General features: G+C 40.3%; 20 protein-coding genes and 12 tRNA genes. 31 read left to right on the top strand and 1 reads right to left on the bottom strand.

All coding sequences use genetic code 11. The features are described from left to right. Positions 1-53: 53 nt before the first annotated feature. The 31 genes from QM911_RS05760 to rpmH all read left to right on the top strand — a co-directional run bounded on the left by QM911_RS05760 (position 54) and on the right by rpmH (position 19,970). Positions 54-126: transfer RNA gene (locus tag QM911_RS05760), tRNA-Val, on the top strand. A 5-nt stretch (positions 127-131) separates the two neighbouring features. Then, positions 132-202: transfer RNA gene (locus QM911_RS05755), tRNA-Gly, on the top strand. 36 nt (positions 203-238) lie between these two features. Further along, positions 239-312: transfer RNA gene (locus tag QM911_RS05750), tRNA-Ile, on the top strand. A gap of 9 nt (positions 313-321) precedes the next feature. After that, a tRNA-Glu gene (locus QM911_RS05745) sits at positions 322-393 on the top strand. Positions 394-399: 6 nt separating this feature from the next. Further along, positions 400-489 (top strand) — tRNA-Ser (locus tag QM911_RS05740). A gap of 10 nt (positions 490-499) precedes the next feature. Beyond that, a tRNA-Met gene (locus QM911_RS05735) sits at positions 500-573 on the top strand. Between the two features lie 3 nt (positions 574-576). After that, positions 577-649 (top strand) — tRNA-Phe (locus QM911_RS05730). Between the two features lie 12 nt (positions 650-661). Continuing rightward, positions 662-742: transfer RNA gene (locus QM911_RS05725), tRNA-Tyr, on the top strand. Positions 743-753: 11 nt separating this feature from the next. Further along, a tRNA-Trp gene (locus QM911_RS05720) sits at positions 754-824 on the top strand. Positions 825-837: 13 nt separating this feature from the next. Next, positions 838-910: transfer RNA gene (locus QM911_RS05715), tRNA-His, on the top strand. Positions 911-923: 13 nt separating this feature from the next. After that, positions 924-995, top strand: a tRNA-Gln gene (locus tag QM911_RS05710). 9 nt (positions 996-1,004) lie between these two features. After that, a tRNA-Leu gene (locus QM911_RS05705) sits at positions 1,005-1,088 on the top strand. 159 nt (positions 1,089-1,247) lie between these two features. Further along, on the top strand, positions 1,248-2,399 hold the full coding sequence (gene nagA / locus QM911_RS05700; RefSeq protein ID WP_414313380.1) for an N-acetylglucosamine-6-phosphate deacetylase: 1,152 nt from the start codon (positions 1,248-1,250) through the stop codon (positions 2,397-2,399). A 140-nt stretch (positions 2,400-2,539) separates the two neighbouring features. Continuing rightward, entirely contained in the window at positions 2,540-3,598 is a 1,059-nt protein-coding gene (locus QM911_RS05695) for a zinc-dependent alcohol dehydrogenase family protein (RefSeq protein WP_414313379.1), read from the top strand. Between the two features lie 137 nt (positions 3,599-3,735). Continuing rightward, positions 3,736-4,113 (top strand): DUF1033 family protein, encoded by a 378-nt coding sequence (locus QM911_RS05690; protein ID WP_414313378.1) that lies wholly within the window; start codon positions 3,736-3,738, stop codon positions 4,111-4,113. Between the two features lie 58 nt (positions 4,114-4,171). Then, positions 4,172-5,113, top strand: a complete 942-nt coding sequence (gene comGA, locus QM911_RS05685) for a competence type IV pilus ATPase ComGA (RefSeq protein WP_414313377.1) — start codon at positions 4,172-4,174, stop codon at positions 5,111-5,113. Beyond that, on the top strand, positions 5,034-6,077 hold the full coding sequence (comGB, locus tag QM911_RS05680; RefSeq protein ID WP_414313376.1) for a competence type IV pilus assembly protein ComGB: 1,044 nt from the start codon (positions 5,034-5,036) through the stop codon (positions 6,075-6,077). Before comGA ends, comGB begins: the two co-directional genes overlap by 80 nt. Beyond that, entirely contained in the window at positions 6,078-6,401 is a 324-nt protein-coding gene (gene comGC / locus QM911_RS05675) for a competence type IV pilus major pilin ComGC (RefSeq protein WP_414313375.1), read from the top strand. Further along, positions 6,364-6,798 (top strand): competence type IV pilus minor pilin ComGD, encoded by a 435-nt coding sequence (gene comGD, locus QM911_RS05670; protein ID WP_414313374.1) that lies wholly within the window; start codon positions 6,364-6,366, stop codon positions 6,796-6,798. The genes comGC and comGD overlap by 38 nt, the downstream gene beginning before the upstream one ends. Then, entirely contained in the window at positions 6,761-7,063 is a 303-nt protein-coding gene (gene comGE / locus QM911_RS05665; RefSeq protein ID WP_049509188.1) for a competence type IV pilus minor pilin ComGE, read from the top strand. The genes comGD and comGE overlap by 38 nt, the downstream gene beginning before the upstream one ends. Continuing rightward, a complete protein-coding gene (gene comGF / locus QM911_RS05660; RefSeq protein ID WP_414313373.1) occupies positions 7,026-7,487 on the top strand; it encodes a competence type IV pilus minor pilin ComGF in 462 nt (153 codons plus the stop codon). Before comGE ends, comGF begins: the two co-directional genes overlap by 38 nt. Continuing rightward, positions 7,465-7,881: a competence type IV pilus minor pilin ComGG gene (gene comGG / locus QM911_RS05655; RefSeq protein WP_414313372.1), complete on the top strand. Its 417-nt coding sequence runs from the start codon at positions 7,465-7,467 to the stop codon at positions 7,879-7,881. The genes comGF and comGG overlap by 23 nt, the downstream gene beginning before the upstream one ends. A gap of 109 nt (positions 7,882-7,990) precedes the next feature. Further along, positions 7,991-8,692, top strand: a complete 702-nt coding sequence (locus QM911_RS05650) for a histidine phosphatase family protein (protein WP_049509191.1) — start codon at positions 7,991-7,993, stop codon at positions 8,690-8,692. Between the two features lie 191 nt (positions 8,693-8,883). Continuing rightward, positions 8,884-10,590, top strand: a complete 1,707-nt coding sequence (locus QM911_RS05645; RefSeq protein WP_414313371.1) for an ABC transporter ATP-binding protein — start codon at positions 8,884-8,886, stop codon at positions 10,588-10,590. A 1-nt stretch (position 10,591) separates the two neighbouring features. Further along, positions 10,592-12,358 carry an ABC transporter ATP-binding protein gene (locus QM911_RS05640; RefSeq protein WP_075228321.1) on the top strand — a complete coding sequence of 589 codons (1,767 nt, stop codon included), beginning with the start codon at positions 10,592-10,594 and terminating at the stop codon, positions 12,356-12,358. Positions 12,359-12,647: 289 nt separating this feature from the next. Next, positions 12,648-13,337 carry a gamma-glutamyl-gamma-aminobutyrate hydrolase family protein gene (locus QM911_RS05635; RefSeq protein WP_414313370.1) on the top strand — a complete coding sequence of 230 codons (690 nt, stop codon included), beginning with the start codon at positions 12,648-12,650 and terminating at the stop codon, positions 13,335-13,337. A gap of 169 nt (positions 13,338-13,506) precedes the next feature. Beyond that, complete coding sequence (locus tag QM911_RS05630) at positions 13,507-14,856, top strand: glucose-6-phosphate isomerase (protein ID WP_006155638.1); 1,350 nt, start codon at positions 13,507-13,509, stop codon at positions 14,854-14,856. Positions 14,857-14,932: 76 nt separating this feature from the next. Beyond that, positions 14,933-16,281, top strand: a protein-coding gene (locus tag QM911_RS05625; RefSeq protein WP_414313369.1) for an IS3 family transposase whose coding sequence is annotated in 2 segments (ribosomal slippage) — positions 14,933-15,374 and positions 15,374-16,281 — 1,350 coding nt in all. Because the reading frame shifts where the segments join, the coding sequence is not laid out codon by codon here. Between the two features lie 143 nt (positions 16,282-16,424). After that, on the top strand, positions 16,425-17,885 hold the full coding sequence (gltX, locus tag QM911_RS05620) for a glutamate--tRNA ligase (protein ID WP_414313368.1): 1,461 nt from the start codon (positions 16,425-16,427) through the stop codon (positions 17,883-17,885). Between the two features lie 591 nt (positions 17,886-18,476). After that, positions 18,477-19,691, top strand: coding sequence for a pyridoxal phosphate-dependent aminotransferase (locus QM911_RS05615; RefSeq protein ID WP_045762715.1), 1,215 nt, complete (start codon positions 18,477-18,479; stop codon positions 19,689-19,691). Between the two features lie 144 nt (positions 19,692-19,835). After that, on the top strand, positions 19,836-19,970 hold the full coding sequence (gene rpmH / locus QM911_RS05610) for a 50S ribosomal protein L34 (protein WP_000831905.1): 135 nt from the start codon (positions 19,836-19,838) through the stop codon (positions 19,968-19,970). 182 nt (positions 19,971-20,152) lie between these two features. On the opposite strand, the gene QM911_RS05605 is transcribed toward rpmH, so the two are convergent. Continuing rightward, positions 20,153-21,997 (bottom strand): APC family permease, encoded by a 1,845-nt coding sequence (locus QM911_RS05605; RefSeq protein WP_000494455.1) that lies wholly within the window; start codon positions 21,995-21,997, stop codon positions 20,153-20,155. Between the last annotated feature and the right edge of the window lie 123 nt (positions 21,998-22,120).

Below are 22,120 nucleotides of genomic sequence, written 5' to 3'. Positions count from 1 at the left end.
CCGGAAGTAGTTGGGGGTTGCCCCCTGTGAGATAAGGAAGTCGCTTAGCTAAAGGGAGTTTAGCTCAGCTGGGAGAGCATCTGCCTTACAAGCAGAGGGTCAGCGGTTCGATCCCGTTAACTCCCATTTTAGCGGGTGTAGTTTAGTGGTAAAACTACAGCCTTCCAAGCTGTTGTCGCGAGTTCGATTCTCGTCACCCGCTTTGAACATTTCGTTCATTTACCAAGTTTTTTAACTTGGGCGCGTAGCTCAGGTGGTTAGAGCGCACGCCTGATAAGCGTGAGGTCGGTGGTTCGAGTCCACTCGTGCCCATTGAAATATGGTCCGTTGGTCAAGGGGTTAAGACACCGCCTTTTCACGGCGGTAACACGGGTTCGAATCCCGTACGGACTATTTATTGGAGGATTACCCAAGTCTGGCTGAAGGGAACGGTCTTGAAAACCGTCAGGCGTGTAAAAGCGTGCGTGGGTTCGAATCCCACATCCTCCTTTATTATTAACGCGGGATGGAGCAGCTCGGTAGCTCGTCGGGCTCATAACCCGAAGGTCGTAGGTTCAAATCCTGCTCCCGCAATAAGGCTCGGTAGCTCAGTTGGTAGAGCAATGGATTGAAGCTCCATGTGTCGGCGGTTCGATTCCGTCTCGCGCCATTTAAATATTTTGGAAGGGTAGCGAAGAGGCTAAACGCGGCGGACTGTAAATCCGCTCCTTCGGGTTCGGGGGTTCGAATCCCTCCCCTTCCATAACCTTAACTACGGGCATAGTTTAAAGGTAGAACTAAGGTCTCCAAAACCTTCAGTGTGGGTTCAATTCCTACTGCCCGTGTTTTAAAATTATGGCGGGTGTGGTGAAGTGGTTAACACACCAGATTGTGGCTCTGGCATGCGTGGGTTCGATCCCCATCACTCGCCTATTTTATATTATTGGGGTATAGCCAAGCGGTAAGGCAAGGGACTTTGACTCCCTCATGCGTTGGTTCGAATCCAGCTACCCCAGTTACTATTTGCCGGCGTGGCGGAATTGGCAGACGCGCTGGACTCAAAATCCAGTGTCCGCAAGGACGTGCCGGTTCGACCCCGGCCGCCGGTATAGTATTAAAGACAAGGTTTTCGGATCTTGTCTTTTTTTGTTGAATAATTTATTAAAATTTCACTAAAAAAGGTCTATACCATTTACAAATTGTTTTGAAAGGTTTATAATGTAATTGACATAATAAATAGTAGATTATTTCTTAAGGGGGTTATCATTATGCCTAAGTATATTAAAGCTGATCAATTTTTCTATCCACATGGTATTCGTCGTGGAGGTTATTTGGAACTTATTGATGGCAAGTTTGGTAAGCATGTTGAAGAGATTTCTGGGGATGCTGAAATTTTAGATTATTCTGGTTATAGCATCGCACCTGGTCTCGTTGATACACACATTCACGGTTTTGGTGGTGTGGATGTCATGGATAATAATATTGAAGGAACTCTTCATACGATGAGTGAAGGTCTTCTTAGCACAGGTGTTACTAGTTTCCTACCAACTACACTAACTTCATCATACGAACAATTGCTGGCTGTTACTGAAAACATTGGTGCACGCTATCAAGAAGCATCTGGTGCTAAGATTCGTGGTATCTATTTTGAAGGACCTTACTTCACCGAAGAATTTAAGGGGGCTCAAAACCCTGCCTATATGAAAGATCCACGTATGAATGAGTTCCGCGCTTGGCAGAAGGCTGCTAATGGTCTTCTTAATAAAATTGCTCTTGCACCTGAACGTGATGGGGTTGAGGACTTTGTACGTACTATTACTGGTGAAGGTGTAACTGTTGCTCTTGGTCACTCTAATGCTACATTTGATGAAGCTAAAAAAGCTGTTGATGCCGGAGCTAGTGTATGGGTTCACGCCTATAATGGAATGCGTGGCTTAACACACCGCGAACTTGGAATGGTTGGTGCTATGTATGAGTTACCACACACTTATGCAGAATTGATTTGTGATGGTCATCACGTGGATCCTAAGGCTTGCGAAATTCTTCTTAAACAAAAAGGAACTGAAAATATAGCTCTTATCACTGACTGTATGACAGCAGGTGGTTTGCAAGATGGCGATTATATGTTAGGTGAATTTCCAGTTGTAGTTGCAAATGGAACTGCTCGCCTTAAATCTACAGGTAACTTGGCAGGTTCCATTCTCAAACTTAAAGATGGGTTGAAAAATGTCGTTGAGTGGGGAATTGCAAATCCTCATGAAGCAGTTATGATGGCCAGTCTCAATCCAGCAAAATCAGTTCATATAGATGACGTTTGCGGACAAATCCGTGAAGGCTACGATGCTGACTTTATCGTTCTTGATAAGGATTTGGATTTGGTAGCAACTTACCTAGATGGTGAAAAACGTTATCAAGCATAATCTATAAAGTAGAAACTAATTTAGTTTCTACTTTTTTTAATTAAATTTGTTAATTTTTTCACATATTACTTGATTTTATTTATGAAAAGGCTTACAATTATGATATAAACAATACAAATAAAAAAACGGAGGTAAGCTTTATGAAAGCCTATACTTATGTTAAACCAGGACTTGCGTCATTTGTTGATGTTGACAAACCAGTTATTCGCAAGCCAACAGATGCTATTGTGCGTATCGTTAAGACTACTATTTGTGGTACAGACCTTCATATTATTAAAGGGGATGTTCCTGCTTGTAAGAGTGGTACTATCCTAGGACATGAAGGAATTGGTATTGTAGAGGAAGTCGGAGCAGGAGTTTCAAACTTCAAAAAGGGTGATAAGGTTTTGATTTCTTGCGTTTGTGCATGTGGCAAGTGTTACTATTGTAAAAAAGGAATCTATGACCACTGTGAAGACGAAGGTGGATGGATTTTTGGACATTTGATCGACGGTATGCAAGCAGAATATCTTCGTGTGCCTCATGCTGACAATACTCTTTATCATACTCCAGCTGACTTGTCTGATGAAGCTTTGGTTATGTTATCTGATATCTTGCCAACTGGCTATGAAATTGGTGTCTTAAAAGGGAAAGTTGAGCCTGGTTGTAGTGTAGCTATCGTTGGTTCAGGGCCAGTTGGATTGGCAGCTCTTTTGACGGCACAATTCTATTCACCAGCTAAATTGATTATGGTGGACCTAGACGATAACCGCTTGGATACTGCAGTTTCTTTCGGTGCTACTCATAAAATTAATTCTGCAGATCCTGAAAAGGCAATTCAAGAAATTTATGATTTGACAGATGGTCGAGGTGTAGATGTCGCTATTGAGGCGGTAGGAATTCCTGCAACGTTTGATCTCTGCCAAAAGATTATCGGTGTGGACGGAACAGTAGCCAACTGTGGTGTGCATGGTAAACCAGTTCAGTTTGATTTGGATACTCTTTGGATTCGGAACATTAACGTGACTACTGGATTGGTTTCTACCAATACAACTCCTCAGCTTTTGAAAGCCTTAGAAAGTCATAAAATTGAACCTGAAAAATTGGTAACTCATTATTTCAAACTTAGTGAAATTGAAAAGGCCTATGAAGTGTTTAGTAAGGCTGCTGATCATCACGCGATTAAAGTGATCATTGAAAACGATATTTCAGAAGGTTAATCTTGTTTTTAAATCCAGTTATTCGTTTTTGAATAGCTGGATTTTTTGAAAATGTTATATAATTCGTGAAAATGAGCAAAATTCTTTCATTGTTCTCAAAATTTCGCTATAATATACGGTACAAAGGAAGTTAAACTATGTATCGAGTTATAAAAATGTACGGAGATTTTGAACCGTGGTGGTTTATAGAAGGCTGGGAAGACGACGTCATTGCGAGCAAAAAATTTGATAACTATTATGACGCCTTGAAATATTATAAGTCTTGTTGGTTTGAGTTAGAAAAGGAAATTCCCCTTTACAAAAGTAGAGGAGACTTGATGACTATTTTTTGGGATCCAGAAGATAAACGCTGGTGTGAAGAATGCGATGAATATCTTCAGCAGTATCATTCCTTGGCTTTGTTGGAAGATGGTCAAGTCATTCCTGATGAAAAATTTAGACCTGGTTACGAAAAGCAGACTGGTTTAGAAATCCACCGTACTTGTCGCATAAAAAAAGAAGAAACAACTTTTTAATGAAGTTGTTTCTTCTTTTTTTATATTTTCTTCGAATAATAAGAATGAGGAGGAAGATATGGTACAAACACTTGCACAAGAATTGATTACACTGGCCAAAAAACAGGGAGCTCAGGACATCTATTTTGTTCCTAAAGAAAAGACTTATGAGCTACATATGCGAGTTGGAGATGAGAGACATTTGATTAACACCTATGACTTTGAAAAGTTGGGGGCTGTCATTAGTCATTTTAAGTTTATTGCGGGGATGAACGTTGGAGAAAAACGCCGTAGTCAGCTTGGTTCCTGTGATTATCAGCATGGAGACAAGGTTTCTTCATTACGTTTATCGACGGTGGGAGATTATCGTGGTCATGAGAGTCTAGTAATCCGGCTTTTGCATGATCAAGAACAAGAGTTGCGCTTCTGGTTTCAGGACCTTATAGAACTGGAAAAGGGCTTTAGGAAACGCGGGCTTTATCTTTTTGCAGGCCCCGTAGGAAGTGGCAAAACTACTTTGATGCATGAATTAGCCAAGTCATTGTTTAAGGGACAACAGGTCATGTCTATTGAAGATCCGGTCGAGATTAAGCAAGAAGCAATGCTACAATTACAGCTCAATGAAGCTATCGGACTTAGCTATGAGAACTTGATAAAACTTTCCCTACGACATCGTCCAGATCTTTTAATTATTGGAGAAATTCGAGATAGTGAAACAGCCCGTGCCGTTGTACGAGCTAGTCTGACAGGTGCCACGGTATTCTCGACCATCCATGCCAAGAGTGTTCGTGGGGTTTATGAGCGCCTTTTAGAACTTGGTGTCAGTGAAGATGAACTGGCAGTAGTTTTACAAGGTGTTTGTTACCAGAGACTAATCGCAGGAGGAGGAATTATTGATTTTGCAAATGGAAATTATCAAGAACACCAGGCAGAAAAGTGGAATGGACAAATTGACCAGCTTCTTAAAGAAGGACATATCACTGCGATTCAAGCTGAAACGGAGAAAATTAGCTACCAGTAAGCAGAAGAAAATCATCACACTCTTTAACAATTTATTTTCTAGCGGTTTTCACCTGGTAGAAATCATTTCCTTTCTAGATAGAAGTCTCTTGTTGGAAAAGGACTATGTATCGCAGATGCGACTAGGACTCTCACAGGGAAAATCCTTCTCGGAAATGATGGGGACTTTAGGTTTTTCAAGTTCAATTGTCACGCAACTTTCCTTGGCTGAAGTTCATGGGAACCTTCATTTGAGTTTAGGGAAAATTGAAGAGTATTTAGATAATCTTGCTAAGATCAAGAAAAAGTTAATCGAAGTTGCGACCTATCCAATCATTTTGTTAGCTTTCTTACTGCTCATTATGTTGGGGTTGCGAAATTATCTCTTGCCCCAACTGGATAGTAGTAACATAGCTACCTTAGTGATTAGTAATCTACCACAAATTTTTCTTGGGATTGTTCTAGCGTTAAGTCTAGCATCTTTAACGGGATTGGTCTTCTACAGAAAATCTAGGAAGATACAAGTCTTTTCTTTTCTAGCTAGAATCCCCTTTCTAGGTGTGTTTATTCAATATTATCTGACGGCCTATTATGCTCGGGAATGGGGCAATATGATTGGTCAAGGTCTGGAGCTATCACAGATTTTTCAGATGATGCAGGAGCAAGGAAATCCTCTTTTTAAGGAAATCGGACATGATTTATCCCTGTCCTTGCAAAATGGGCATGAATTTTCTATGGTTGTGCGGAATTATCCTTTTTTTAGAAGAGAGTTGGGTTTAATCATTGAATATGGAGAAGTCAAATCCAAGTTGGGAAGCGAATTGGAAATCTATGCAGAGAAAACTTGGGAGGCATTCTTTACTCGAGTTAATCGTACGATGAACTTAGTTCAACCCCTGGTCTTTATTTTTGTAGCTCTGCTAATTGTTTTATTGTACGCAGCTATGTTGCTGCCAATGTATCAAAATATGGAGGTAAATTTTTAGATGAAAAAAATGATGATGAAATTAAAAGAAGCAAAGGTAAAAGGATTCACTCTTGTGGAAATGTTAGTGGTCCTCCTTATCATTAGTGTTCTACTCTTACTATTTGTGCCAAACCTAACTAAGCAAAAGGATGCAGTGAATGACAAGGGTAAAGCAGCAGTCGTCAAGGTGGTAGAAAGCCAAGCTGAACTCTATACTCTAGATAAAAATGAGGATGCTAGTCTAAGTAAACTAGAGGCAGAAGGACGCATCACTGCTGAGCAAGCAAAAGCCTATAAGGAATACCATGCAAAACAAAAGACCAGTCAAACAGTTGCGGATTAGGGCTTTTACCATGCTAGAAAGTCTATTGGTCTTAGGGATAGTCAGCCTGTTAGCTCTGGGTTTGTCAAGTTCGGTTCAATCCACTTTTGCGTGTGTGGAAGAACAGATTTTCTTTATGGAGTTTGAGGAACTTTATCGGGAAACCCAGAAGCGAAGTCTGGCTAGTCAGCAGAAGATCAACTTGATTTTGGAAGAGAGAAGTATTGGAAATGGCTATCAGAAATTAGCCATCCCTAAAGGGATTCAACTACAGTCCAATCAGTCAATCACCTTTGATAAGGCTGGAGGAAATTCGTCTCTTGCAAGTGTGAGATTTCAAACAAGGAAAGAAGTAGTTCGCTACCAACTATATCTAGGAAATGGAAAGATTAAACGTATTCAAGAAGCAAAAAATTAAGGCGGTTATTTTACTGGAGGCAGTGATTTCACTAGCTATTTTTGCCAGTATTGCAACCCTCTTGTTAGGGCAGATTCAAGAAAGTAGACGACAGGAAGCAAGACTCTTAGAACAGGAAGAAGTTTTGCGTGTGGCTCGTATGGCTTTGCAGACTGGACAAAAGCAGTTGACTGTCAATGGGCTTACAGTTCATGTTGTCTCGAATGAGCGAGGTTTGGAGGTGTATTATGGAACTGAAAAATTACTGGCGATTCAAGATAAGTAGAGTCAGAGCGTTTACTCTTTTAGAATCCCTGGTTGCTCTTATTGTGATTAGTGGGAGTTTGCTTCTTTTTCAATCTATGAGCCAACTCTTGGTTTCAGAAGTTCGCTACCAGCAGAAAAGTGAGCAAAAAGAATGGCTTTTATTTGTGGATCAGCTGGAAGCAGAGCTGAATCGAGCCCAATTTGAAAAAGTAGAGAATGATAGACTTTACCTCAAACAGGATGGGAAACCTATTTCCATGGGTAAATCAAAGTCAAATGATTTTCGAAAAACAGATGCCAGTGGACGTGGCTACCAGCCGATGGTTTACGGTCTGAAATTAGCTCATATTTACCAAAACGAGCAAAATGTTCATTTTAATTTTCAGTTTGAAAAGGGACTAGAGAGGGAGTTCATCTATCGTGTGGAAAAAGAAAAAAGTTAGGGCTGGAGTTCTCCTTTACGCAGTTACTATTGCTGGAATTTTTAGTCTCTTGTTACAGTTTTATCTGAATCGACAAGTGGCTCATCATCAGGATTATGCCCTCAATAAAGAAAAACTCCTTGCCTTTGCAATGGCTAAGAGAATCTATGAAAAAGCTAGTTCTGAGAGTGGTCAGCAGTCATTTAATGCAGGAAAGGCAACTTATCGTAATGACCAAAAGGGGTTTACAGCGATTGTTGACACTGGGAAAAATCAGTTTGAATTTCGTTTTCCACCTTTGAAAAAGACCGACGATAAGACGAAGAAAACAGAAAAAAAGTCAAAAGAAGAACAGGTAAAAAAAGAGGACACCGAGACATCTAAAGTTGCTCCTTCTAAGAATGATAAGACATAGATTATTAGATTTGTAAAATCTAGTTTAAGTGGTGATGTTGGACTCAGTGGGTTAGGACGAGGTTTTTACCTGAAATCATGCTATAATAGATACATATGGAGGACAGAATATGTCAAGTGTAAAATTGTATCTAGTGCGTCATGGGAAAACAATGTTTAATACGATTGGGCGTGCTCAAGGTTGGAGTGATACTCCACTGACAGCTGAAGGGGAACGAGGCATTCATGAATTGGGGATTGGCTTGCGTGAGTCTGGTTTAAGATTTGAGCGTGCTTATTCAAGCGACTCTGGACGGACCATTCAGACTATGGGAATTATCCTTGAGGAACTAGGTTTAACAGGGCAAATTCCTTATCGTATGGATAAGCGAATCCGTGAATGGTGCTTTGGTAGTTTTGATGGTGCTTATGATGGAGACCTTTTTATGGGGATCATTCCGCGTATCTTTAATGTCGATCATGTGCATCGTTTGTCCTATGCTGAGCTGGCTGAAGGTCTGGTAGAAGTGGATACAGCAGGCTGGGCTGAAGGCTGGGAAAAACTAAGTGGGCGTATCTGGGAAGGTTTTGAAGCCATTGCTAAGGAAATGGAAGCTAATGGGGGAGGAAATGCTCTCGTAGTCAGCCATGGAATGACTATTGGAACCATTGTTTATTTAATCAACGGAATGCATCCACATGGCCTTGATAATGGAAGTGTGACGATTCTTGAGTACCAGGATGGTCAGTTCTCAGTCAAGATTGTTGGCGACCGTAGCTACCGTGAAATTGGACGAGCTAAACTAGAAGAGCAAGCTAGTTCAGAACAATAAAAATTCTCTACTTAAATTAGAAGATGTTTTAGATGATTCAATAGAATGCTGATGTCGTCATTGCACAAGCTTGTAAGAGTTGAGTGCTTTGACAATAGCATTCTTTTTTGTTAGAATAGCATCAACATGAAAGTATAAGAAGGGATTGACAGAGTTGTCGTTCCCTTTTGTCTATCTTAGAAGGGGGAAATATGCTGTTTCAGAAAATAAAAGCCTATAAATGGCAGGCTCTAGCTTCCTTAATTATGACAGGTCTAATGGTAACGAGTTCACTCTTGCAACCGCGTTATTTGCAGGAAGTTTTGGAGGCACTGCTAACTGGTGATAATGAAGCTATTTATCATATTGGTTTTTGGTTAATCCTTGTTGCCTTGATTGGTTTGATTGCAGGTGGTATCAATGTTGTGTTAGCCGCCTATATTGCTCAAGGAGTTTCGTCAGACTTACGGGAAGATGCCTTTCGTAAGATTCAAACTTTTTCATACGCCAATATTGAGGAATTTAACGCAGGGAATCTTGTTGTTCGTATGACCAATGACATCAACCAGATTCAAAACGTAGTCATGATGACCTTCCAAATTCTCTTTCGACTACCACTTTTGTTTATCGGTTCCTTTATATTAGCAGTTGTCACCCTACCTTCTCTGTGGTGGGTGCTAGTTCTCATGGTCGTTCTGATTGTTGCCATAATGGGTTTTATGATGGGAGTGGTGGGACCACGCTTTTCAAAGTTCCAGACCTTACTAGAGCGTATCAATGCCATTGCTAAAGAAAATTTACGTGGTGTGCGCGTGGTTAAGTCTTTTGTCCGAGAAAAAGATCAATTTAATAAGTTTACGCAAGTATCAGATGAATTGCTGGGAGAAAACCTTTATATTGGTTATGCCTTTTCTGTTATGCAACCTGCAATGATGTTGATTTCGTATGGGGCTGTTTTTCTCTCAATCTGGCTTGTAGCAGGTATGGCAGAGTCAGATCCATCAGTCGTTGGTTCCATTGCTTCATTTGTAAACTACTTGAGTCAGATTATTTTTACCATCGTTATGATCGGATTTTTGGGGAATTCAGTCACTCGTGCCATGATTTCCCTCCGTCGTATTCGTGAAATCCTGGATACAGAACCGGCTATGACCTTCAAGGATGTGGAAGATGAAGAATTGGAAGGAAGTCTTAGTTTTGAAAATGTAACCTTCACCTATCCAAATGATGAAGAATCTATCCTAAAAGATGTATCCTTTGATATCGCAGCTGGTGAGATGGTTGGGGTTGTCGGAGCAACCGGTGCAGGTAAATCAACCTTGGCTCAGTTGATTCCACGACTGTTTGATCCTCAACAAGGTTCTATCAAGATTGGAGGAAAGGACATTCGGACAGTTAGTGAAGGGACGCTTCGCAAGACAGTCTCTATCGTCCTACAAAGAGCCATTCTCTTTAGTGGAACCATCGCAGATAATCTCAGACAAGGAAAGGGAGATGCAACAGTTTCAGAGATGGAACGCGCAGCTCGTATCGCCCAGGCGAGTGAATTTATTAGTCGTATGGACTTAGCCTTTGAAAGTCCGGTTGAGGAACGTGGAACCAACTTTTCTGGTGGACAAAAACAAAGGATGTCCATTGCGCGTGGGATTGTTAGTAATCCTAAGATTTTGATTTTTGATGATTCAACCTCCGCCCTTGATGCCAAATCAGAACGTTTGGTCCAAGAAGCCCTCAACAAGGACTTGAAGGGTACGACTACGATTATCATCGCGCAAAAAATTAGCTCTGTTGTTCATGCTGATAAAATTTTAGTGCTTGACCAAGGTCGTTTGATTGGTCAAGGTAAACACGCTGACTTGGTTGCAACAAACCCAGTCTATCGTGAAATTTACGAAACGCAAAAAGGAAAGGAGGAGTAGGATGAAGACATTTGAATTTTTTTGGAACTATTTTAAAGTTTACAAGATATCCTTTGTCGTTGTTATTGCTATGATTATCATTGCAACGGTAGCACAAGCCCTCTTTCCAGTATTTGCAGGTCAAACAGTCACAGAACTAGCCAATTTGGTTATAGCCTATCAAAATGGAAATTCAGATATGGTTTGGCAAAGTCTCTTGGGACTCCTAATTAATCTTGCTTATATTTTGATAGTTTTAGTAGTGTCGAGTCTCATCTATATGGTCTTGATGAGCAGGATTATTGCCGAATCAACAAATGAAATGCGTAAGGGACTTTTTGGCAAGCTTTCTCGCTTGACCGTCTCCTTCTTTGACCGCCATCAAGATGGTGATATCCTGTCACGTTTTACCAGTGATTTGGATAATATTCTCCAAGCTTTTAACGAAAGCCTGGTGTCTGTTATGACCAACATTGCCCTTTATATTGGCTTGCTGATTGTCATGTTTGCAAAAAATATCACCTTGGCTTTAATCACAATTGCCAGCACTCCAATAGCTGTTATCATGTTGTTCTTTATCCTGAAGCTAGCGCGGAAATATACCAACCTCCAACAAAAAGAAGTTGGGAAGCTCAATGCTTATATGGATGAGAGTATCTCTGGACAAAAAGCCGTTATCGTTCAAGGTATTCAAGAAGATGTGATTGCTGGTTTTGTCGAGCAGAATGAACGGGTTCGAAAGGCCACTTTCAAGGGCAGAATGTTTTCAGGAATTCTCTTTCCTGTTATGAACGGGATGAGCTTGGTCAATACAGCAGTAGTTATTTTTGTTGGTTCAGCTGTATTATTGAATGATCAGAGTATCGAGACAGCAACTGCACTTGGTTTGATTGTCATGTTTACTCAGTTTTCGCAACAGTATTACCAACCCATTATCCAATTAGCGGCGAGCTGGGGAAGTTTGCAACTAGCCTTTACAGGTGCAGACCGTATCCAAGAAATGTTTGATGCAGAGGAAGAAATCCGTCCTCAAGATGCTCCAGTCTTTAGCGAATTAAAAGATGGTGTGGAGATTTGTAACGTAGACTTCTCCTATCTCCCAGGGAAACCGATTTTGAAAGATGTTAGCATTTCAGCTCCAAAAGGGAAAATGATTGCGGTAGTTGGTCCGACAGGTTCAGGGAAAACAACCATTATGAACCTCATCAATCGTTTTTATGATGTGGATGCAGGTAGTATCAGCTTTGATGGAACAGATATTCGCGAGTTTGATTTAGACAGTTTGCGAAGTAAGGTGGGAATTGTTCTACAGGATTCTGTTTTGTTTAGTGGAACTATTCGGGACAACATTCGATTTGGTGTACCAGATGCCAGTCAGGAAATGGTAGAAGCAGCTGCTAAGGCTACGCATATCCATGACTACATCGAAAGCTTGCCAGATAAGTATGATACTTTGATTAATGATGACCAGAGCGTCTTCTCAACCGGTCAAAAACAGTTGATTTCTATTGCTCGTACCTTGATGACAGATCCACAGGTGTTAATCTTAGATGAGGCAACATCAAACGTTGATACTGTAACAGAAAGCAAGATTCAAAATGCCATGGAAGCTATCGTGGCAGGAAGAACTAGTTTTGTGATTGCCCATCGCTTAAAAACCATTCTCAATGCAGATCAGATTATTGTCCTTAAGGATGGTGAGGTTATTGAACAAGGAAATCATCACGAATTACTCAAGCTTGGAGGCTTTTACTCCGAACTGTATCACAATCAATTTGTCTTTGAATAATACTCTTCGAAAATCAAATTCAAACCACGTCAGCGTCCCCTTGCCGTATATGTGTTACTGACTTCGTCAGTTCTATCCACAACCTCAAAACTGTGTTTTGAGCAACCTGCGGCTAGCTTCCTAGTTTGCTCTTTGATTTTCATTGAGTATAAGCAAAAAAGTTGTCCTAATTTTGGGCAACTTTTTCTGATAAAAAAATTTTATCACGGACTTAAAAAATACATATTAGACAGGAGTGGGGAAGGATGGTAAGATAAGATTATCAATGGAAAACGAAAGGAAATCAGTAATGGCAAGAACGGTTGTTGGAGTTGCAGCAAATCTATGTCCCGTGGACGCAGAAGGAAAAAATATTCATTCATCTGTTTCTTGTAAATTCGCTGAGAGTATTCGTCAGGTTGGCGGACTTCCTTTGGTGATTCCAGTTGGTGATGAGTCAGTTGTCCATGACTACGTAGAAATGATTGACAAGCTTATCTTGACTGGAGGGCAAAATGTCCATCCTCAGTTTTATGGTGAGGAAAAAACGATTGATAGCGATGATTATAACCTAGCTCGAGATGAGTTTGAGCTAGCTCTTCTACAAGAGGCCCTACGTCAGAACAAGCCAATCTTAGCCATTTGCCGTGGCGTTCAGCTTGTCAACGTTGCCTTTGGTGGGACACTCAATCAGGATATTGAAGGTCATTGGCAAGGTCTACCTTTTGGGACTTCACATTCTATTGAGACAGTGGATGGCAGTGTAGTGTCTAAATTATTTGGTAAAGAAAGTCGGGTTAATTCAGTGCATCGTCAGAGCATTAAAGATCTGGCACCCAATTTCCGTGTGACGGCTGTGGATCCACGTGATCAAACTGTTGAAGCAATTGAATCCATTGATGAACACCGTATTATTGGTCTTCAGTGGCATCCAGAATTTTTGGTCAATGAAGAAGATGGCAACTTAGAATTATTTGAGTATTTATTGAATGAATTATAACGACTAGAATCCTAGTCGTTTTTTTATTCATTATTTACGAATCTTTATAGAATTGTGTTTTTACGCAAACGTTTGAATTGTGATAAAAATCGGAAATTTTCAGTATAAAAACTTGAAAAAATTGTTAGTAAGCGTTATGATAGAAAAGAAGAAATTTTGGAGGAATACTATGTCACATATTAAATTTGATTATTCAAAAGTATTAGACAAATTTGTTGCACCACATGAAGTGGAGTACATGCAAGCACAAGTTACAGCTGCAGACGAATTGATCCGTAAAGGAACTGGTGCTGGGAGCGACTTCTTGGGTTGGTTGGACCTTCCTGAAAACTACGACCGCGAAGAATTTGACCGCATCTTGAAAGCTGCTGAACAAATCAAATCAGACAGCGATGTTTTGGTTGTTATCGGTATCGGTGGATCATACCTTGGAGCGAAAGCAGCAATTGACTTCTTGAACCACCACTTTGCAAACTTGCAAACAAAAGAAGAACGTAAAGCACCACAAATCCTTTACGCTGGAAACTCAATCTCATCTACTTACCTTGCTGACTTGGTAGAGTATGTTTCAGATAAAGACTTCTCAGTGAACGTGATTTCTAAATCAGGTACAACAACTGAGCCAGCCATCGCTTTCCGTGTCTTCAAAGAACTTTTGGTTAAGAAATACGGACAAGAAGAAGCTAACAAACGTATCTACGCAACAACTGACCGCCAAAAAGGTGCTGTTAAGGTTGAAGCAGATGCTAACGGTTGGGAAACATTTGTGGTTCCAGATGATATCGGTGGACGCTTCTCAGTATTGACAGCAGTTGGATTGCTTCCAATCGCTGCGTCAGGTGCAGACATCAAAGCCCTTATGGAAGGTGCTAACGCAGCTCGTAAAGACTACACTTCAGATAAAATCTCTGAAAACGAAGCTTACCAATATGCAGCTGTTCGTAACATCCTTTACCGTAAAGGTTATGCAACTGAAATCTTGGTAAACTACGAGCCATCACTTCAATACTTCTCAGAATGGTGGAAACAATTGGCTGGTGAATCAGAAGGGAAAGACCAAAAAGGTATCTACCCAACTTCAGCCAACTTCTCAACTGACTTGCACTCATTGGGTCAATTTATTCAAGAAGGAACTCGTATCATGTTTGAAACAGTTGTCCGTGTGGACAAACCACGTAAGAACGTGATTATCCCTACTTTGGAAGAAGATCTTGACGGACTTGGTTACCTTCAAGGAAAAGACGTTGACTTCGTTAACAAAAAAGCAACTGACGGTGTTCTTCTTGCCCACACAGATGGTGACGTACCAAATATGTACGTGACTCTTCCTGAGCAAGATGCCTTCACTCTTGGTTACACGATCTACTTCTTCGAATTGGCAATTGCCCTTTCAGGTTACTTGAACGCTATCAACCCATTTGACCAACCAGGTGTTGAAGCATACAAACGAAATATGTTTGCCCTTCTTGGTAAACCAGGATTTGAAGAATTGAGCAAAGAACTTAACGCTCGTCTATAATAGAATAAAAAGAGTGGTTTTGAACTGCACCCCAAAAGTTAGACAGAAAAAATCTAACTTTTGGGGTGTTTTTATTATGAAATTAACATATGAGGATAAGATTCAGATCTATGAACTTAGAAAGCAAGGTCAAAGCTTCAAGCAGCTTTCAAATCAATTTGGGATAAACATTTCTAATCTTAAGTACATGATTAAATTGATTGATTGTTATGGAATAGAGTTCGTCAAAAAAGAAAAAAATCGTTACTATTCTCCTGAATTAAAACAAGAAATGATTGATAAAGTTCTACATGAAAACTGGTCTCAAGATAGAGTTTCTCTCGAATATGCTCTCCCAAATCGTGGTATGCTTCCAAATTGGATGGCACAATACAAGAAAAACGGGTATACTATTGTTGAGAAAACAAAAGGGAGACCATCTAAAATGGGACGTAAACCAAAGAAGAAACCCGAAGAGATGACAGAGTTAGAACGACTTCAAGCAGAAAACGAGTATCTGAGAGCGGAGAATGCTGTCCTAAAAAAGTTGAGAGAACTCCGCTTGAAGGAGGAAAAAGAGAAAGAAGAAAGACAGAAATTGTTCAAGAATTAATCACTGATTTTTCGTTAGATATTCTTCTAAAAACCATTAAACTCGCTCGTTCGACCTACTACTATCATTTGAAACAGCTAGACAAACCAGATAAGGATCAAAAGCTTAAAGCTGAAATTCAAGCTATTTTTACCGAACAAAAAGGAAATTACGGATATCGTCGAATCCATTTAGAATTAAGAAATCGTGGTTATGTGGTCAATCATAAAAGAGTTCAACGCTTGATGAAAGTGCTCAATTTACAAGCTAGAATCCGCAAGAAACGCAAGTATTCTTCTCATAAAGGAGATGTTGGCAAGAAAGCAGACAACCTTATTCAACGCCAATTTGAAGCAGCTAAACCAATGGAAAAGTGTTATACGGACGTGACAGAATTTGCCATTCCAGCAAGCGCTCAAAAGCTTTACTTATCACCAGTTTTAGATGGCTTTAATAGCGAAATTATCGCCTATAATCTTTCAACTTCACCCAACTTAGAACAAGTAAAAACAATGTTGGAACAAGCATTCACAGAGAAGCGCTACGAGAATACGATTCTCCATAGTGACCAAGGCTGGCAATATCAACACGATTCTTATCATCAGTTTCTAGAGGGTAAGGGAATTCAAGCATCCATGTCACGTAAAGGTAACAGCCCAGACAACGGCATGATGGAATCTTTCTTTGGCATTCTGAAATCGGAGATGTTTTATGGTTATGAGAAGTCATTTGAGTCGCTTAAGCAATTGGAACAAGCCATTGTAGACTATATTGATTACTACAACAATAAACGCATTAAGGTAAAACTAAAAGGACTCAGTCCTGTGCAATACAGAACTAAATCCTTCGGATAAATTATTTGTCTAACTTTTTGGGGTCAGTACATTTTACCACTCTTTTTGCTTTTTCTTGAAAAGAGAAATTGGACTCTGGCAAGACTTGTGATATAATATAGAGAGCAAAAAGGCAGATGCCTATAGACTTTACAGGAGAAACTATGTCAAAAGATATTCGTGTGCGTTATGCACCAAGTCCAACAGGACTACTACATATTGGAAATGCCCGTACAGCATTGTTTAACTACTTGTATGCACGCCACCATGGTGGAACTTTTATCATCCGTATTGAAGACACAGACCGCAAGCGTCACGTTGAAGACGGAGAACGTTCACAGCTTGAAAACCTTCGTTGGTTGGGCATGGATTGGGATGAAAGTCCAGAAACTCATGAAAACTACCGCCAATCAGAGCGTTTGGAACTCTATCAAAAATATATCGACCAATTGCTTGCTGAAGGGAAAGCCTACAAATCTTACGTCACTGAAGAAGAGTTGGCAGCTGAACGTGAACGCCAAGAAGCAGCTGGTGAAATACCTCGTTACATTAACGAATACCTTGGTATGAGCGAGGAAGAAAAAGCAGCTTATGTTGCAGAACGTGAAGCCGCAGGTATTATCCCAACTGTTCGTTTGGCAGTTAATGAGTCTGGTATCTACAAATGGCATGATATGGTCAAAGGTGATATCGAATTTGAAGGTGGCAATATCGGTGGGGACTGGGTTATCCAAAAGAAAGATGGGTACCCAACTTACAACTTTGCCGTTGTGATCGATGACCACGACATGCAAATCTCTCACGTCATTCGTGGAGACGACCACATTGCTAATACACCAAAACAGCTCATGGTCTATGAAGCTCTTGGATGGGAAGCTCCAGAGTTCGGTCACATGACCTTGATCATCAACTCTGAAACTGGTAAGAAGTTGTCTAAACGCGATACCAACACTCTTCAATTTATCGAAGATTACCGGAAGAAAGGTTACCTTCCAGAAGCAGTCTTTAACTTCATCGCTCTTCTTGGTTGGAACCCTGGTGGGGAAGACGAAATCTTCTCTCGTGAAGAACTCATCAAGCTTTTTGATGAAAACCGTCTTAGCAAGTCTCCAGCAGCCTTCGACCAGAAGAAACTAGACTGGATGAGTAATGACTATATCAAGAATGCAGACCTTGAAACTATTTTTGAAATGGCAAAACCATTCCTTGAAGAAGCAGGACGTTTGACAGACAAGGCTAAAAAATTGGTGGAACTCTACAAACCACAAATGAAGTCAGTGGACGAAATCGTTCCATTGACAGACCTTTTCTTCTCAGAATTCCCAGAATTGACAGAAGCTGAACGAGAAGTGATGGCTGGTGAAACTGTTCCGACTGTACTTGAGGCCTTTAAGGCAAAACTTGAGTCTATGTCAGACGACGAGTTTGTGGTGGAAAACATCTTCCCACAAATCAAAGCAGTTCAAAAAGAAACAGGTATCAAAGGGAAGAACCTCTTCATGCCAATCCGTATCGCTGTTTCAGGTGAGATGCATGGGCCAGAACTACCAGAAACCATCTACTTGCTTGGACGTGAAAAATCCATCCAACACATCGAAAAAATGTTGGCAGAAATTGCGAAATAATCTGGCGAAATTAAATTTCCTTCTAGATATTTGTAGAAGTAAAATCTGAGAGAATCACCTGGTTCTCTCTTTTTTATGAACATAGTAAAATCTATTAAATGTATGAGAAAGGATACTTTTAGGAATCCCTTTTTAAAAAAGCAATTTTTATATATACTTATTTGAAAATGCAAAAGTTTTAGTGTATAATACTAAGTGACAGGGCAGGGAAAAGAAGTCAGTGATATGGTAAAATTCTTTACAAACAGACTCGAATTAGCCCAGACATCGTCTATGTTGTTTGTTGAGTCGACTTATTTTTTCTTTGCGTTTTGCTGGACACAGGAAGAAATTCATGAGTTCATGCAACTATCATCCATAACGATGCCTTCGTTTTCGATTCGAAGTTTATATGCGAGACTTTAGATTTAGATGTATATCTTACTAGAGGTGCATATTTTTCTCTTTCTTCTCCCAAAAATAGAAAGAAATCGACCTTGCTCTGTTTACCTTGCGTTAAGCAAGGTTTTTTTGTGGAATAGTAGTGGGCGATTTACGATTTTTCTATCAAGTGGTATAATATTAACTATCCTGATGAATTGAGGAAATCAAATGAAAGAATTTAACAAATCAATCAAATTAGAGCATGTGGCTTATGATATTCGTGGACCAGTTCTTGAGGAAGCCATGCGTATGCGAGCAAATGGAGAAAAAATCCTCCGTTTGAATACAGGGAACCCAGCTGAGTTTGGTTTTACCGCACCAGATGAGGTTATCCATGATTTGATTATGAATGCGCGTGATAGTGAAGGTTATTCAGATTCAAAAGGTATCTTTTCAGCCCGCAAAGCTATTATGCAGTACTGTCAGCTCAAAAAATTCCCAAATGTAGGTATTGATGATATCTATCTTGGAAATGGTGTTAGTGAGCTAATTGTTATGTCCATGCAAGGTCTCTTGGACAATGGCGATGAAGTCTTGGTTCCAATGCCTGACTACCCACTTTGGACAGCTGCAGTTAGCTTGGCTGGAGGAAATGCCGTTCACTACGTCTGTGATGAAGAAGCTGAATGGTATCCAGACCTAGATGACATTAAGTCTAAGATTAGTTCAAATACTAAGGCTATCGTTTTGATCAATCCAAATAATCCAACGGGAGCCCTCTATCCCAAAGAGCTCTTGTTAGATATTATTGAGATTGCTCGTCAAAATGACTTGATTATCTTTGCGGATGAAATTTACGACCGTATGGTTATGGACGGCAATGTCCACACACCAGTAGCAAGTTTGGCTCCAGACCTTTTCTGTGTCAGCATGAATGGTCTGTCTAAATCTCACCGCATCGCTGGTTTCCGTGTAGGTTGGATGGTCTTGTCTGGGCCTAAACATCATGTAAAGGGCTATATTGAAGGTCTCAACATGCTTTCAAACATGCGCCTTTGTTCCAACGTCTTGGCTCAACAGGTTGTTCAAACTTCACTAGGTGGTCACCAATCGGTGGACGAATTACTCTTACCAGGTGGTCGTATCTACGAGCAAAGAAACTTCATTTATAATGCCATTCAAGATATCCCAGGTTTGTCTGCGGTTAAACCTAAAGCGGGTCTTTATATCTTCCCTAAAATTGATCGCAATATGTACCGTATCGATGATGATGAACAGTTTGTCCTTGATTTCTTGAAACAAGAAAAAGTACTTTTGGTTCACGGACGAGGCTTTAACTGGAAAGAACCAGATCACTTCCGTATCGTTTATCTGCCACGCGTAGATGAGTTAGCCCAAATCCAAGAAAAGATGACACGTTTCTTGAAGCAGTATCGTAGATAAGGCTTTCATAGCAAAAAAGCTGGAAACATTTGCCAGAGCTATTGACAAATGCGAAAGAATCAGATAGAATAGTAAAGTATGTTTAGTAACTGATCACTTTATAGCCGGCTAAACGAATACAAAATCTATGAGGAGGTATTCATCGTGAAACGTACTTATCAACCAAGTAAACTACGTCGTGCGCGCAAACACGGATTCCGTAACCGTATGTCAACTAAAAACGGTCGTCGCGTATTGGCAGCTCGTCGTCGTAAAGGACGCAAAGTTTTGGCTGCATAATCCAAACGAATTCAACAAAGAAGTCAGTAGGAACTCGAGTCTACTGGCTTTTCTGTTGCCTAAAAAAGTGAATTTTCTAAAATACCTTTTTTAGAATAAAAACTTCAGCAGATGTATTGGAAAGACAACATATAGAAAAAAGCTCAAAATCAGAAGGTGAATTTCTGATTTTGAGCTTTTCTTTATTCTTTCAAATGATATGAATAGCTGGCAACGACGACATCTTCGTGCCATCTGAGAGCATATTTTAATTTGAGGCTCATTTGATTGTGTAGGATATTTTGCCAAGGTTTGTTAGGGATAAATTGGGGTACTAGAACTGTGACTGTGTAGTTCTTTTTCTTGGCTTCTTGAGAGATTTTACGAACATAGCGAACTGTAGGTGTGATGATATCGCGATAGCTAGTATTAATGTTTTTTAGAGTGATATTTGGGAAGTAGTCGGCAAATTCTTGGAGGATTTCTTGGTCTTTTTCCTCAGTTTCCTTGGTGGAAATGTGCATCGCCAAAACCTCATCTCCAATACTTTGCGCGTAATTAATCGCTCCAACGCTGACCCGGGTCACATTTCCCACTAAGACAAGGACGACATTGCCATCGTAGGTTTTCTTTTGAATTCCTTCATAAAGTCGAAGCTGTTTGGCCACTTTTTGGTAATGACTGTGGATAGACAAAAAGAGGAAGGTTAAGACTAGGATAATTGGGAAGAAGGGCCAGATATCTCCAAGTCTGAAGAAGAGTAAGATAAGAACGATAGCATAACAAATGATAGCGCCGAGGATATTTGCGAAGGCAGATTTTAAGAAATGAGAGCCTTTTTCTTTTTTCCAGTGGCGAATCATCCCTGTTTGAGAAAGGGCAAAAGGAACAAAAACTCCGATAGTATAGAGAGGAATCAAGCGTTCTGTATTTCCGTTGAAAATGAGCAGAAGGATCATAGCGCCAAAGGCTAAGGTCAAAATACCGTTTGAATAACCAAGGCGGTCTCCTTTTTCCATAAAGAGATGGGGCATGTACTTGTTTTTAGCCATATTGTAAGCCAACATCGGAAAGGCAGAAAAACCAGTATTTGCAGCAACGGCTAGGATTAGAGCAGTTGAGAATTGGAAGAGATAATAAACAATCTGACCGATAGTTGAATCCCCTAAAATTCCTTTAGCCATTTGTGAGAGGATTGTTTCTCCGTGTTGAGGAGTGATCCCCATCCAGTAGTTTAGGAAGGTAATTCCTGCAAATAGAAATCCAAGAATCAGAGACATGATGGTCAGTGTCTGAGCAGCGTTCTTCTCTTTAGGAGTTTTGAAAAATGGAACAGCATTTGAGATTGCTTCAACCCCGGTTAATGAAGCTGAACCGCTGGTAAAGGCTCTTAAAATCAGGACGATTGAGAGACTTGGGACAGTTTGACCAATTGCAGAAGTTGCATGATAGCTGAGAGAACCTGTCAACAGTTGGAATAAGCCAAACAATAAGAGGAAGACCGTACTAAAGATAAAGAGATAGACAGGGATCATCAGAGAGCTAGCAGATTCCCTCAAGCCTCGCAGATTCAAAAGCATGAGTAAACAGACCAGAAAAATAGAAATATGGAGGTTGTAGGGATGGAGAGCAGGAAGTGCTGCTGTGATAGCATCAGCTCCTGCGGCCACGGATACGGCTACTGTTAGCATATAGTCAACAAGCAAGCTTCCACCGGCAATCAAACCGAGCTCAGGAGAAAGATTTTCTCGTGTTACCATATAGGCACCCCCACCTTGAGGGTAGGCGTGAATGATTTGTCGGTAAGAAATGGTTAGACTAGCAAGTAGCAAGAGGACGAAGATACCGATAGGGAGACTCCACCAGATAGCGAGGGGAGATAGGCTAGCCAAGACAAGTACGACCTGCTCAGGTCCATAGGCGATAGATGAAAGGGCATCGCTTGAGAGCATTGCAAGTGCCTGTGTTTTTCCAAGTAGTCCTCCCTCGCCTTCAGTTAAGGACTTAAGGGGACGACCAATAAAGGTATATTTTAATTTCGTAAACATTTTCTTTCCTTTTCTGAAAATTTCAACAAGAGTTATTATACTGCTATGAAAATAAGTCGTCAAGAAAAAGTGAGTGATTTTAAAATATTTTTTCCTATAAGAATGAGACTAGTTTTTTGGTAT

Origin of the sequence: Streptococcus infantis, assembly GCF_047460825.1 — a bacterium.
GTDB classification, from domain to species: domain Bacteria; phylum Bacillota; class Bacilli; order Lactobacillales; family Streptococcaceae; genus Streptococcus; species Streptococcus infantis_V.
This window is presented reverse-complemented; position numbering and strand designations above follow the sequence as displayed.